A 12,898-nucleotide genomic window follows, 5' to 3' on the forward strand; every position below is an offset into this window, starting at 1 on the left:
AGCCGGCTCCCCGAAGCGGAGCGAACTATCATTGCGGCAATCGGCGTCTTTAGTTGAGGTGGGACCTTCTAATGTATGTCGCCAATCCCTCCACCCCTCCGAACAGGCGCATCGAATTTATTCCTTCCGCTGTCAGCTTTCGCCTCATCTCGTCCACCGCTCGATGCGGAATGGGGACCCTTTTAGCGATCCTGCTCGAGACGGCCGCCTCCAACGGTTCCTCCGCGCCGTGAAATGTAAAGCATCCCGACTGAAGCCGAATTCGACGGTTTGACCACATCGGTCTCATCGCAATGGGCTGCTGATTTGGAAAATGCGCGCCTTTTCTCTGCGCGATAGCAGCATCGTAATAGTCAAATCCGACGCGATCGACCGCATCGAATATGCGCCGCTCTTTGCAGAACATTTCGTTCAGCTTGTACGGGTTAAGGACCCAAATCCAAGGATCGCCCGTGCCTCTTCGGTCGGAGTTTGCGATAGCGAAGTACATTGCCGCATTGAGATCGGTCGTCCAGTCGAGAAGGCGCGTTGGAACACCATAGTGCTGCATGAATGATAGCCGTTCCCAGTTATCGGCGATGCTCACGTCCTCCACCATGGTCCAGAAGTTCGCAAACATGTTGATTTCTGCATCGGGATGTCGATTCGGATAGCGCAGTAGTGACGGTAAAAGTTGATGCCTGCCATCACTTATTCCGCGATACCAAGCCCCACCACGCGTCGTTCCAGTGCGACGCCGAGCCTCTTCGACGGCAGAGAAAAAATCGTTGAAAGACAACTCAGGTTCCTCGATATTTGCTTTCCCCAGCGTGGTGTAATGGTAACACGTCAGGTCGTGGACCTGGAAATCCTGGTTCGAATCCAGGCGCCGGTCAATTTTTCTTGACACCCGTTTGGGTTGTCGAGAAGCTGCCGAGGGCATGGGGTGGCCGCTCAGGCAAAACACGCGCAGGCAACGGCCCGTGGGGCGTGACAATCATGGCATCGTTCGACTGGTTGCTGCGTGGGATCGATGGGCGCGGTCCGGCAGGGGCGCCCTATAAGACCTTTACCGCCCCTGTCAGTACAATGAATTCATCAGGTAGGTTGATCGATGCGGTGAGTAGCGCGTGTAGGCGGCTCGCGAGTGCTGGCTGGGGCGAACTCCTCGCAGCACACGGTCTCGACGTCGCTGCCGCAAACCTCGAAAGCGAGCTTCAGAAACCGCTTACGATTGACAGATCAATTGCGGGCTTCGAGGATTTCGCACTGGAGGGGATACGCGCAATTGAAGCGGGTCAGCCCGCACAAAGTCTCCTGTTTCACGCTTTTGCATCGCCAGGTGTCCTCACCTATCCGACGAACGGGCGGGAGGCGGCGCTGACGGATTTCCCTACCTCTGCTGAGATCGAGGCGGTCGAGAACTATGTCTATGGGGTGCGTCCTCCTTCTATGGAAGAATTGTTCGTGCGTGCCGGTGGGGCCCACCTAGCGATTGTGGTTTTCGCTGTCGAGTACCGGTCCGGGATCGATACCGTTCATCGCAAGCACGCCGATACCTGCTACGCGCGCTGCGGCGTTTCCCGCGTCGGCACCACAAAGGCCGCCTACTTGCCAGCCGCGCGAGGGTATTTGCCATTTGTCGACGGACATCCCGATCAGATCCGGGTGCTTCCGTGCCGCTATGCACCTTACATTGCGGCTTTGGTCGGCGGCAGCAAGGACGGGCATGGCCCGATGCGGTTCATCGAACCTGGCGCAAAGGTAGCAGCGGCGTCAACTCCGCGTCCGCTCGATGCTGGTGCGGCTCCTCCCCCGCCGGCCCTGCAGTCGCGCAGCATCTCTGATGGGGCGCGCAGCTTCTGGGTACCGCTGCACAAATTATTTGACGGCAGCGAGTGTGTCCGCGACCGAACGATCGAGGTTCGCCTGTCGGCAAATCATGTAAACGAGAAGATCAGGCGAGCACACCTCTTCTTCGGAGCGAACGGGCACGACGGAGGTTGGTCGGAGAACGATATCAGTCAGTCGCCGTTCATTTTCTCCAAGGGAATTGCGGAGTTTTCGAGCGATCCGGCAAGCGGTGATTGGCTCTTGGAACCCGTGCCGCACAACCCGATGGTACAGCCGGCAAAATACAGCGGCAAACCGCTGACGTTCAGGGTACCCGAAAGTAGGGAAGGATCGGCCTGGACGCCATATCAATCGAGCTTGAATCTCAAACTGAAGGCGAGCGGCGCCCGGGCTGCACCTGAATATCTTCATGTTCGACATGTTATCGACGAGAATGGGCGCGAGGTCGATCTCAACAAGTCCAAAGATCTTATCAAGAAGGTCACGAAGGGCGGATACAATGCTCGACATTACGTCGATTTCGCAGGCGATGGTTGGATCGACGTCGAGTGCGCCGAGCTCGCGCTTGATGTGCCTCGCCGCCTTCCTGCATATTCGATCGTTGCGACCCCGGACTTCTTTCCAGCGGTCAATCAAAGCGACCTGATGAACTGGACGGACCAATCCGTACCGCCGGTGCTTCTTGGCATATTATGGCCGGAGAACCCTGGGAAACCGGAAGCGCTGTCCGACCAGCGATATGCCGCGAACCTCGAACTCGCGGGTGCCGGATTCGATCCCAACGACGATACAATGACGGCCATTGTTGGAGCATTCGGCTCTGGAAAGGGGCGCCTGACCCGCGTCCGGCGCTTGCGGATAGGGCGGGCGACCACGCTGCCGGACGCCGCTGCAGGCGTGTTTGCGCCAGGCTGGGACGTGTCCTACGATCGGACGCAGGAGTCTGACCCCGCTGATAACGGAATTGGCCTCTCGGCCGGAACGACGTTCCTGAACACCTACGGCTTGGGCTCGCCTTTCGTTGAGGACACCAAGTTATGTGCCGCGTTAAGCTCGTTTTGGCCCGCGGTTGCTCCTGACATTACTCGAACCTTCGGGCCGCTCGGAAAGTATGCGACGGCAACGCCGCTAACCGATGACGTCATTGGTCTTGGTGGCTCGCCGGCTTGGGACGGCGTCCAAGGGCCCATCGTCGACGCGAAGAGGAAAGTGATCGAGTACAGCTCGCTGGCCTATGGCGATTATGTAGAAGTGGCAACCCGCAATGGGTTTCGCATCGACGTAATCGGCCGGACGTCAAAAGAGGAATACGTTGCGCGAACCATCGCGATGGCGCGTGTTTACGCTGCCTTGGAGGCGACATCTCGATTAGACAAGGCGAAATGGTCGGTCCTTTCGTTCCGGCGCGCAACGCAGACCGATCAAGAATTGAACGATGCCTTGAAGGTCACCAAACGCAAAGTCCTCTCGGAATTTCTCTACCGGTTCGAGCTGGTTCGGCACGACGGTCGAACCATCGCGGACAAGGCAAAATTCGACAAGGTGCTCGTTCCCTACCGTTCGATTGTGCTGTTGTTCGCTGATCCGTCAATCGTGCTCCACAAGCTGGATGACGGCACCTGGAAGGTCCACGAGCTCCGGCGATAGTCAGCCCGATAGAGAGGAACCGTTGCGGTGAGTGTCTCGGTTGACTTGCTCATAGTCGGGGGTGGGCCAGCCGGAGCTGCGACGGCCATCTGGGCCGCGCAGCAAGGGTTGCGTGTCCTCGTCATGGAACGACAGACGTTTCCCCGACACCGGCCGGGTGAAACGCTGCATCCGGGGGCAGAGTCGATCCTGACGCAGCTCGGTGTCGCCGAACGTGTCGCAGCCGCCAGTCAGGTCCGTCACGCAGGTCAAAGGGTGATTTGGGCAGGGCAGGACAAATCAACGCGCTTTGCGTCCGATAGCCGAGGACAATGGCTGGGCTATCAGGTCCGCAGAGAGGATTTTGACGAGATACTGTTGTCTCGCGCACGCGAATGCGGCGTGGTCGTTATGCAGCCATGCGCGCCCGCTAACAGACTTTTGCAGTCAGCCGGCAGGATTTGCGGGATCGACGCTGGCGATCTTCTTCATGCAAAGTTCGTCGTCGATGCGACGGGCGGGCGAGGCGTTATCCGCCGCGCCCTTGGTTTAACGCAGACGAAGCTCTCAGAAGAGCTCCGTGTCCACTATGGATATGGGAGCGGTGAATGTTCCGACGCGGACGCTGAGCCAACGCTTCGGGGCGACGGAGGCGGCTGGCTTTGGACTGCCCGGATTGAGCGTCGTCGGTTTACGTGGGCGAGGCTCTCCTTTGGAGCGCCCAGGGCCTCCGCGAAGGTGATACCAGCGATCGACGGCGTCGAGTGGGACGGCCGCATACGGGGGGCCGACGTGACGTGGCGATTTCTTCCCGCCTGCGCCGGTCCTGGCTATTTCGTCGTTGGAGATGCTGCTGCGATCGTCGACCCTGCATCATCGCATGGCGTCCTTCGCGCTCTGATGTCGGGCATGATGGCGGCCCACGTCATCAGCAATGTCCTAAGCGGACGGGTTTCGGAACGCGATGGCCAGCACCACTACCGAGCCTGGCTGAGATCGTGGTTCGACCACGATGTCAGATTGTTGCGCGAATTTTACGATCGCGCTTGGCCTGTCGATGCGTCATCAGCGGCGCCTGCTCGCGACATGCCGTCGACGCATGTCGCGAACACATGAATTTGTATTTGCAAAAACTTAGGGGAGAGCGTCATGGCAAAGACCATCATTGCAGAAATCAGAAACAGTGCATTTCCGGCAATCTCCATCCCGCCAGGCACTTTCGTCGTTTGGACCAATCGAGATCCCTTCCCGCATGCGGTCGAAACGTTGCGCGACGCCGAGTTCTATTTTAATCCGGGTGCGCTTCAGCCGGGAGAGACGTCGAGTCCGGTATTCTTCGATAAGGCAGGCAGCTTTCCTTACCTTTGCCGCTTCCACGAGGGGATGGATGGGATCGTCACCGTGGTGGAGGGCTTAGCGGACGCGACAGTCGTCAGCGCCGCGGTCGACCCGCACGAAGGACATCAACACGGTCATGGGGGCCATGGCGGCCATGGAGGTCTCAGACATCTCCATGGATTCGTGACGGGCGGCCGAAGCGGCAATCGGCTCTATATGACGCACACCCCGGTCATCGCCGACCCGAGACATCGCTTCCAAATCATTCTGCAGGGTAGCTTTATCAAACCCGAGCACGTGGCAGCTTATGATGCCATGCGGGCTGCCAATGGCGGCTATGATGGAAGGGTTCAGATCTTTCATAGCCACATCTCCCTTCTCGACATCGCGAATGGCGTCGTCAAGGAGTTGCTCGAGGCTTCGGTGGTCTACTATCCAGACCGATCCCATCCCGACGATGGTGTCTCTGTCCCAGGTCTCCCCGACGATGCGACGCCCGTTCAGGTAGACCGCGTCATTCATTTCCACACCTTCAAGCCCGATTCGGACTATCCGGATGGCCTCGCCTACCTCGTCTACGGTGACGAGGAGGACATTTTCATCGACCACTTGATCACGCGAGCGCCCAACTTCCATTCGGTCGCCAAGCTCAAATTCAAGCCGGATTTCTGGCCGACGCAGAATGGTGATCCGGTTCAGATTATCGTGCCCTCGAAGCGCATTCGCGACGTATCCCCCAAGACCGTCCAAAGGGTGTCGTTCGTCGACAACGCTTTCCACATGTACTGGCTTCTTCCGCCTGGCGCCGGTGCCAATCAGGCGCAGGATCCACTTCTTCCTCGAGACAAGACGCCCCCCGTCTACGACGTAGTCCTGGAGGGTGGCCGTCGCAGCCAGATCGAGATCGGCAGATTCGTACATTTCGATATTCGTTTGCTGAACTATGGAGTGCTTATCCCCGGAGAGAACTAGGCGGTGTGGACGGATTTGATGAGGATGAAGCTCAAGGCGAGGGCGACGATGGCAGCGAAGCCGCACTCGGTCTTCTCGCAGCGCAGGGCGACGCGCTTGAATCGCTTGAGTTTTCCGAAGCACTGCTCGATGCGGGCCCGGCCCCGGTAAAGCGCCTTCGGGAAGAAGGTCGGCCGGTCCTTCGCGTTGTATTTGAACGGGATAGCCGACGCGATGCCGCGGGCGCGTGCGATGGCCCGGTTGGCCTTGGCATCATAGCCCTTGTCGGCGAGGGCCGCGCGCGGCGTGATGTCGGGACCCAGATCCAACAGCAGCTTGAAGATCGGGCTGTCGCCGGCCTCACCGCCGGTCAGGTGGAAGGCGATCGGCCGGCCGTCGAAGTCGCTCTTAAGGTGGATCTTGGTGGAGAAGCCGCCGCGCGAGCGGCCGAGGGCGTGGTGACGTTGCCCCCAAGGGGCGTCCATGTTCTGCTGGAAAATTTGCCCCCGATTGATGCGGGGCCGGTCCAGGCGGAGGCGAGCCAATCCGAAAAACGAATCTTAGCAGGGCACGTAATGGGGTAAAAGGTTGAAACAAGCGCCGACCAACAAACGCCTTTCCGCCGTTCTCCTGTATTTGCACGCCACCCCCCTACGACGCCCGAAACTTGTTGAAGCGACCTGATTTCTGGCTCTTTTAATCATCCCCGATCGGGGATCGCAGGGCCCGTCCCCCGTTGATGTGGGGGACGGGATGGGGCCAATCAGCGCAATTCCGAGGCATTCCAACGCGGTGCGCGCATGCTGCGCACCGCGTTGGGATTAGCCATCGCACGCTTCCTGGAAGACGGCTCCGTCGTCGAGGTGATGCTCAACCCGGACGGGCGCCTATGGGTCGACCGCCTGGCTGAAGGGCTCGCGGATACCGGAGAGCGGCTGTCGTTCGCCGACGGCGAGCGGATCATCCGTCTCGTCGCGCACCACGTGGGCGCGGAGGTCCATCCGGATGCGCCGCGGGTCTCCGCGGAACTGCCAGGCAGCGGGGAACGGTTCGAGGGCCTCCTGCCGCCGATCACGACCGGTCCCGCCTTCGCCATCCGCAAGCCCGCCTCCAGCGTGTTCGACCTCGACGCCTACGTCGCCGCGAACATCATGACGGCGCAGCAGGCTGAAGCGTTGCGCCTCGCGGTCGCCGAGCGCCGCAACATCTTGGTCGCCGGCGGGACGAGCACGGGCAAGACCACGCTCACCAATGCGCTCGTCGCCGAGGTCGCCAAGACGTCCGATCGCGTCGTGCTGATTGAGGACACCCGCGAGTTGCAATGCAGGACCCCGAACCTGGTCGCGCTGCGCACCAAGGACGGCGTCGCGACGCTCTCCGACCTGGTCCGCTCCTCCCTGCGGCTGCGGCCCGACCGCGTTCCCATCGGCGAGGTGCGCGGAAGCGAGGCGCTGGACCTCGTCAAGTGCTGGGGGACTGGCCATCCCGGCGGCATCGGCACCATCCATGCCGGCAGCGCCATCGGCGCCCTGCGCCGCCTCGAGCAGCTCATCCAGGAAGCCGTGGTCTCGGTCCCTCGCGCCCTCATCGCCGAGACCATCGACCTCGTCGCGGTTCTCTCCGGGCGCGGCTCTGCGCGCCGGCTTGCCGAGCTTGCCCGCGTCGAGGGGCTCGGGCCGACCGGCGACTATCTCGTCACCCCCGTCGAAGCCTCCCAGCAAATCGGAGAACCCTGATGATCCAGCGTGTCCGCCGCCTTCGCCGTTCCTTCGGTCCTGCCGCCGTCACCCTTCTGGCCAGCACCATGCTGGCGCGACCTGCCCATGCCTCGGGCTCCTCGATGCCCTGGGAGCAGCCCCTCCAGCAGATCCTGAGCTCGGTGGAGGGGCCCGTCGCCAAGATCGTGGCGGTCCTGATCATCATCACGACCGGCCTCACCCTGGCATTCGGGGATACGAGCGGTGGGTTCCGCAGGCTCGTGCAGATCGTCTTCGGCCTGAGCATCGCCTTTGCCGCCAGCTCCTTCTTCCTGAGCTTCTTCTCGTTCGGCGGCGGGGTCCTGGTCTGATGACCTCGCTGACCGATCCCTCGGCTGAGCTGCCGGGCTTCTCCGTCCCGGTCCACCGCGCACTGACCGAGCACATCCTGCTCGCCGGCGCCCCGCGCAGCATCGCCATCCTCAACGGCACGCTGGCGGCAGCCCTCGGCCTTGGCCTGCGCCTCTGGCTTGTCGGCTTTGCCCTCGGCGCGATCGGTCATTTCGCGGCGATGTGGGCTGCGCGGCGCGACCCGATGTTCGTCGAGGTCACCCGGCGCCACCTGCGCATCTCCAGTCACTTGTCGGTGTGAGCCCCCACCATGATGAACCTCGCCGAATATCGCCGCACCGCCGCGCGCCTTGCCGATTATCTGCCCTGGGCGGCGTTGGTGGGGGAGGGCGTCGTCCTCAACAAGGATGGCAGCTTCCAGCGTTCGGCCCGGTTCCGTGGTCCGGACCTTTTTCAGGCTGGAAAATGCTTCGGAATGCTGGCGCTTCCTTTGTCCCGCCTCAGATGCGGTCCGGCTGGAGCGGATCGCCCTCAGCAGGCCGAGCGTGTTGGCCTACGCCATTTCCATCATGGGTTCGCGCGGCGTCCATTCCGCGTGGTCGCCGCCAAGGCGCGGCGTCGGGCGCGACCAGCGGCACGGGGTCTCGGACATGCGCAGCACCGGTCCCAGCGTCTTCAGGTCGCCATAGCAGGTGCCATTGACATGGACGGCGAGTACCTCGAACTCGGCCGGCGTCAGCCGGCCGGCCGCATCGTCGAAATCGGCCACGAGTCCCTCCCGCTGCAGCAGCATGGCCGACTGGCACAGCGACACCTGCACCCGGTAGCTGCCGCCCTCGCGGGCACGGCGGGCCAGCGCCAGCATGGCCCCGAAAGCGCCGAGGAAGCCGGTGATGAAATCGCACATGAAAACGGGTGTCAGCTCCGGCCGGCCACGCCCCATGGCCTCGCCCTGCGTGTGGCAGATGCCGGTGACGGCCTGCGCCACCTGGTCCCAGCCCGCGCGGTCGGCAAATGGTCCTCCGGAGCCGAAGCAGTTCACCGAAACATGGACCAGCCCCGGCCGAAGCTTCATCAGGTCCTCTACTCCGAAGCCGTGGGCGGCCAAGCGCCCGGGCCGGTAGCCATCGATGAAGACATCGGCGTCACGGGCCAGCGCCCGCAGTTGAGAGGCTTCCTCCGGACTGGTGAAATCGAGGAAGGCACTGCGCTTTCCATGGCTGGTGTCGCGCACGAAGGCCGGCACCTGGGGCAGGTGCGGCGCCGTCACCATGAGCACGTCGGCGCCGTGCTCGGCCAGCGCCAGGCCGGCAGTCGGCCCTGCCAGGATGCGCGTGAGATCGAGCACGCGCAGGCCCGCCATGGGCGCATCTCCCGCCGGTAGGGGCTCCGGCGCGCTGTCCGCGAGCTTGGTGATCTCCACCACGGGCCGGGTGGCGAGATAGGCGCCGTGGGGATGCGCCAACCATTCCTCGGGCGTGCGCACTTTGCCTCCACAGGCGCGCGCCGCCGCGAGCGCATCCTCCAAGGCATCGGCGCCCCAGCGGGCGACGCCTGCCTTTATGTCTTCGACCGAGCTGTTGCAGTCGAGCACATCCAGCACGCGCTCCTCCAGATGCGGCAGGTTGGTATGGGGCAGCACCCAGCCCCCATCCGCCGTTGCCCACGGCTGGGTCAGCGAGACCATGTGCTTCATGGCCGCCGAGACTGGGATGGGGCGGTATTCCCCGTCCTCGCCGCGCAGCAGGGTCTCCTCCCCGCCGGAGAGGGAGGTCGCGGCAGCCGCGCGGGCGTCGATGCTCAGCTTCTGCTGGCGGCCGGTCCGCAGCCGCCAGAGATCGTTGGCGGCGACGCCGCGCGCGGCGAGCACCGATGCGGAAACCTCGCCGATGCGGAAGGGCGTGCGAAAAAACGGATCCACACCAGTGATCGACACTTCGTCGGCCGGCAGCGGCGCGCCGGCGCGGATGGTCATCAGCTCGCGGAACGCATTGGAGGCGGTCGGGAACCGCTGGGGAGTGGGCATGGAGGGGCCTTTCGCGCGATGGGGCCGGCGGCGGGAACGGGCCGTGCGGGATCGCGGCTGGAGCTGGAGAGAGGGCGAAAAGGAGGGTCCGGGCTCCTGCGGCCCGGACCCTCCGGCGTCAGGCGGCGCCGGCCAGGTGGCGGGGCGCACCGGCGCGCCGCCCTGCCCGCGAGACCAGCCAGCAGGTGAAGAAGGCCAGCGGCATGGAAATGAGGGTCGGCGGATCGAGGCTGACCACGGGCGCTGCGAAGCCGAACACCTTGACCCACATGGACGGGCCGAGCACCGTGAGGCCAAGCGCCGCCACCAGCCCGATGCTGCCGCCAGCGATGGCGCCCCGGGTGGTGAGCCCGCGCCAGTAGATGGAGAGCACCAGCACAGGGAACGTGGAGGAGCAGGCGATGGCGAAGGCGAGACTGATCATGTAGGCCACGTTCTGCCCCTGGAAGGCCACGCCGAGCGCGATGGTGACGAGCCCCAGAACCACCGTGGCGATGCGCGAGATCTTCAGTTCCCGCGCCTCGTCGGGCCGCCCCTTCAGCACCACGCGGGCATAGAGGTCGTGGCTCACGGCCGAGGCCCCGGCGAGCGTGAGGCCCGCCACCACGGCCAGGATGGTGGCGAAGGCGACCGCCGAGACGAGCCCCAGCATCACATCGCCGCCCAGCAGTCGCGCAAGGTGGATGGCCACCATGTTGACGCCACCGATCACCTTTCCATCCGCGCCGATGGCGGAGGCGTCGCCGGAGAGGATGACGATGGCGCCGAAGCCGAAGATAGCGGTGGCGGCATAAAAGGTGCTGATGAGACCAGTGCCCCACACCACCGAATTCCGCGCGGCACGGGCATCCGGCACGGTGAAGAAGCGCATCAGGATGTGCGGCAGGCCTGCCGTGCCGAACATGAGGGCCAGCGCCAGCGACAGGCTGGAGAACGGCGAGCGCGCCGCGGACGCGGGAGCCAGAACGCCTTGTCCCTTCGCATGAACCGCCGCCGCGCCCCGCAGCAGGGCCGACAGATCGAACCCGAACCGCGCCAGCACCAGCACCGCGATCACGGCCCCGCCCGCGAGCATCAGGCAGGCCTTGACGATCTGCACCCAGGTCGTGGCCATCATGCCGCCGAACATCACGTAGCAGATCATCAGCGTGCCCACGATGGCGACCGCCTCCTTGAAGTTGATGCCGAACAAAAGCTCGATCAATGCTCCCGCGCCGACGAGCTGCGCGATGAGGTAGAAGCCGATCACCACCAGCGAGGCGAGTGCTCCGAAGATGCGCATGGGCGTCTCCTCCAGGCGCAGGCTCACCACGTCGGAGAAGGTGAACTTGCCGAGCTGGCGCAGCCGCTCGGCAAGCAGGAACACCACGATGGGCATGCCGGTGGAATAGCCGATGGCGTAGATGTAGCCGTCGAACCCGCTGGTGAAGATCAGGCCGGTCAGGCCCAGGAAGGCCCCCGCCGAGAGCGCGTCGCCGGCGAGCGCGAGGCCATTCTGCAGGGCCGTGACATTGCCGCCGGCGGCGTAGAAATCGTTGGTGCCCTTGGTGTTGCGTGCCGCCCACCAGGTGATTGCGAGGGACAGCACCACGATGGCGAGGAAGCAGGAGGTGGCGATCGTGTTCATTCCGCCGCTCCTTCCGCCGCCAGGATGGCGCTGTCCGCGTCGGCCTGCTTTTCGCGCCGGTTTCCGATCACCGCATAAGCCACGGTGAGCGCGAACCCAAGCAGGATGACGCCCAGACCCAGGGCGAAGGCCATGGTGAGCGTGCCGCCCGCATGGATCGGAGAGGCGAGGACGCCGGGCGCGAACGCCATGAGCGCCGTGAAGCCGAGATAGGCCGACGCCAGGATGGCGGTGGCGAGGAATCCGGGCCCGGCGCCCGTGGCTTCGGCCAGAGGCTGTTTAGATCCGACAGACATGTTCTTGTTCCCCTCAACGGTGGCGCGCGGCGGCAGTCGCCCTCCCACCGGATTGCCGGCGCGCCGTCTGGATCGGGCCCACGGTTGGGAGACACTCCGCCCGCCTGTTGCCCAAAAATTATTCAGGATTGATCCTGCTTACTTTCGAGGCTAACAACCGTTTTGACATTCTTGAAATGGTTTGATCTGATGTCAGTCATATGAAAATGAGATGATTTGGCCATGCAGAGCACTGACCTCGAATTCTTCCTGACGGTGAGCCGGGAAGCATCCATCGGCGGTGCGGCGGCCCGGCTGAACACCGCCCAATCTAACGTCACCAACCGCATCAAGAAGCTGGAGGCGGACCTCGGCGTCATCCTCTTCAGCCGGCATTCCCGTGGCGTGAAGCTGACGGCGGCCGGGGAGCGGCTGCTTCCGTTTGCCGCCGAGGTCGGCCGGCTGCTGCAGGATGCGCGCAGCGCCGTGACCGCCACCGACGCGCCGCGCGGGCCCTTGCAGATCGGCACCATGGAAACCACCATGGCCCTGCGCCTGCGTGAAAGGCTGGTGAATTTCGCCGGCCTCTATCCCGACGTGGATCTGACACTACGCACCGGCACCACCGCCGAGCTGACCGAGCAGGTGCTGCAGCAGGAGCTGGAGGGCGCCTATGTGTGTGGCCCGGTGGCGCACCCGCGCCTCGTGGCGCGCCGCGCATTCCAGGAAACCCTCGCGGTGGTGGCCGGGCCGGACGTGACCTCGCTGGAGGGCTTCACCGACCGTGGGCACGCCAACATCTTCGTGTTCCGTCGCGGCTGCTCCTATCGCCAGCGGCTGGAAGTGCTTCTCGCCCGGCGCGGCATCGCGGTGGCGCGCATGCTGGAATATGGCAGCCTCGATGCCATTCTCGCCTGCGTCTCCGCCGGCATGGGGCTGACCCTGCTGCCCACTGATCTCGTCGAGGCCCATGCCCGCGACCACCGCCTCTCCTTGCTCCCATTGCCGGAGGAGGAGGCGAATGTGGAGACCGTGTTCATCCGCCGGGCACAGGTGTATGTCTCACCCGCCCTCACCGCCTTCCTCGAGGTCGCGGGACCGCCCGTCGCGGCGGCGCGGGATGCGCGCGAGGCTCCCCTCTCACACATGCAAGAAGCCGGAGAGTGACCAGCGC

At 63.8% G+C, this 12,898-nt stretch carries 12 protein-coding genes and 1 tRNA gene; 8 read left to right on the forward strand and 5 right to left on the reverse strand.

Going from position 1 to position 12,898, the window contains the following annotated elements; genetic code table 11:
- Positions 1-49: 49 nt before the first annotated feature.
- On the reverse strand, positions 50-778 hold the full coding sequence (locus tag V5F66_RS22070; RefSeq protein ID WP_394051773.1) for an FRG domain-containing protein: 729 nt from the start codon (positions 776-778) through the stop codon (positions 50-52).
- Between the two features lie 25 nt (positions 779-803).
- Here V5F66_RS22070 and V5F66_RS22075 point away from each other — a divergent pair.
- The 4 genes from V5F66_RS22075 (at position 804) to V5F66_RS22090 (ending at position 5,769) form a co-directional block, all read left to right on the forward strand.
- A tRNA-His gene (locus V5F66_RS22075) sits at positions 804-874 on the forward strand.
- Positions 875-978: 104 nt separating this feature from the next.
- Complete coding sequence (locus V5F66_RS22080) at positions 979-3,480, forward strand: hypothetical protein (protein ID WP_394051775.1); 2,502 nt, start codon at positions 979-981, stop codon at positions 3,478-3,480.
- A gap of 27 nt (positions 3,481-3,507) precedes the next feature.
- A complete protein-coding gene (locus V5F66_RS22085; protein WP_394051777.1) occupies positions 3,508-4,575 on the forward strand; it encodes an NAD(P)/FAD-dependent oxidoreductase in 1,068 nt (355 codons plus the stop codon).
- Between the two features lie 33 nt (positions 4,576-4,608).
- Positions 4,609-5,769, forward strand: coding sequence for a cupredoxin domain-containing protein (locus V5F66_RS22090; RefSeq protein ID WP_394051779.1), 1,161 nt, complete (start codon positions 4,609-4,611; stop codon positions 5,767-5,769).
- Here V5F66_RS22090 and V5F66_RS22095 read toward each other — a convergent pair.
- A complete protein-coding gene (locus V5F66_RS22095) occupies positions 5,766-6,233 on the reverse strand; it encodes an IS5 family transposase (protein ID WP_394051781.1) in 468 nt (155 codons plus the stop codon). The two genes, V5F66_RS22090 and V5F66_RS22095, sit on opposite strands and share 4 nt — an antisense overlap.
- A gap of 315 nt (positions 6,234-6,548) precedes the next feature.
- On the opposite strand from V5F66_RS22095, the gene trbB reads away from it, so the two are divergent.
- From trbB to V5F66_RS22110, 3 genes are read left to right on the forward strand one after another with little or no spacing between them, the layout of a single operon-like run.
- The gene (gene trbB / locus V5F66_RS22100; protein ID WP_394051783.1) at positions 6,549-7,484 is read left to right on the forward strand and encodes a P-type conjugative transfer ATPase TrbB; all 936 of its coding nucleotides are present in this window, start codon (positions 6,549-6,551) and stop codon (positions 7,482-7,484) included.
- A complete protein-coding gene (locus V5F66_RS22105) occupies positions 7,484-7,816 on the forward strand; it encodes a TrbC/VirB2 family type IV secretion system protein (protein WP_394051785.1) in 333 nt (110 codons plus the stop codon). The genes trbB and V5F66_RS22105 overlap by 1 nt, the downstream gene beginning before the upstream one ends.
- The gene (locus tag V5F66_RS22110) at positions 7,816-8,097 is read left to right on the forward strand and encodes a VirB3 family type IV secretion system protein (RefSeq protein WP_394051787.1); all 282 of its coding nucleotides are present in this window, start codon (positions 7,816-7,818) and stop codon (positions 8,095-8,097) included. Before V5F66_RS22105 ends, V5F66_RS22110 begins: the two co-directional genes overlap by 1 nt.
- 252 nt (positions 8,098-8,349) lie before the next feature.
- On the opposite strand, the gene V5F66_RS22115 is transcribed toward V5F66_RS22110, so the two are convergent.
- The 3 genes from V5F66_RS22115 to V5F66_RS22125 form a co-directional block, all read right to left on the reverse strand.
- Complete coding sequence (locus V5F66_RS22115) at positions 8,350-9,822, reverse strand: CoA transferase (RefSeq protein ID WP_394005440.1); 1,473 nt, start codon at positions 9,820-9,822, stop codon at positions 8,350-8,352.
- Positions 9,823-9,940: 118 nt separating this feature from the next.
- Entirely contained in the window at positions 9,941-11,449 is a 1,509-nt protein-coding gene (locus V5F66_RS22120) for a sodium:solute symporter family transporter (RefSeq protein ID WP_394051789.1), read from the reverse strand.
- Positions 11,446-11,745: a DUF485 domain-containing protein gene (locus tag V5F66_RS22125; RefSeq protein WP_394051791.1), complete on the reverse strand. Its 300-nt coding sequence runs from the start codon at positions 11,743-11,745 to the stop codon at positions 11,446-11,448. Before V5F66_RS22125 ends, V5F66_RS22120 begins: the two co-directional genes overlap by 4 nt.
- Positions 11,746-11,967: 222 nt before the next feature.
- Here V5F66_RS22125 and V5F66_RS22130 point away from each other — a divergent pair, with 222 nt between their 5' ends.
- On the forward strand, positions 11,968-12,891 hold the full coding sequence (locus V5F66_RS22130; RefSeq protein ID WP_394051793.1) for a LysR family transcriptional regulator: 924 nt from the start codon (positions 11,968-11,970) through the stop codon (positions 12,889-12,891).
- Positions 12,892-12,898 lie beyond the last annotated feature (7 nt).

Origin of the sequence: Xanthobacter versatilis (assembly GCF_043193975.1) — a bacterium.
Classification (GTDB): domain Bacteria; phylum Pseudomonadota; class Alphaproteobacteria; order Rhizobiales; family Xanthobacteraceae; genus Xanthobacter; species Xanthobacter autotrophicus_E.